The 709-nt window shown below is 29.9% G+C and carries 1 protein-coding gene and 1 pseudogene; both read left to right on the top strand.

Translation table 11 applies throughout. The features are described from left to right. Positions 1-149: 149 nt before the first annotated feature. Positions 150-617, top strand: a pseudogene (locus tag IEX62_RS24345) (LAGLIDADG family homing endonuclease). Further along, on the top strand, positions 618-709 hold a 92-nt coding region (locus tag IEX62_RS24340), incomplete at its 3' end, for an LAGLIDADG family homing endonuclease (RefSeq protein ID WP_188778836.1).

The following is a 709-nucleotide window of genomic DNA, read 5'->3' as shown; positions in this document are numbered from 1 at the left end:
TCGAAAGAAACAGAGGTATAAAACTCGGTTTCAACCTGCAACAAGGTTGAAACTCTGCTAAAATCCCATCTAAGCAATTCGATTTTAAAAAAAAATTTTCTACCTATAATTCCACTCTACGAGTAAATCCTTGAGTCTGATCTGGTTTAATAGATGGTGAGGGTTCATTTAACATAATAGTGGATAGAAATAAAAGTCGTAAATTAGGTTGACGTGCTCAATTGAAATTTCAATTAAGTCTACACACAAAAGATCTTAACTTATTATATCTATTACAACAATACTTGGGTGGTATTGGTTCTATTCATTTAGCTCGAAACCGAGATATAGTTAATTATTCAATAGATTCAATTGAAGATTTAAATAAACTTATTATTCATTTAGAAAATTATCCGTTATTAACTCAAAAAGCCGCGGATTTTTTTTTATTTAAACAAGCGGTAAAACTTGTAAATAATAAAGCTCATCTTACTGTTGAAGGTTTAAATCAAATAGTAAATATAAAAGCATCAATGAATTTAGGTTTATCTGACACGTTAAAATCAGAGTTTGCTGGATATACTCCAGTTGAAAGACCTGTAATAAATTGTGATAATGTATTTTTAGACCCTTATTGAATTTCAGGATTTGTAAGTGCTGAGGGAAACTTTGATGTTCGTATGCCATCAACCAATAGTAAATTAGGTTATCGAGTACAATTGAGATTTAG

Source organism: Paenibacillus hunanensis (genome assembly GCF_014645615.1).
Lineage (GTDB): Bacteria > Bacillota > Bacilli > Paenibacillales > Paenibacillaceae > Saccharibacillus > Saccharibacillus hunanensis.
Note: the sequence above shows the minus strand (reverse complement) of the source record. Positions and strands in the feature narration are given on the sequence as shown.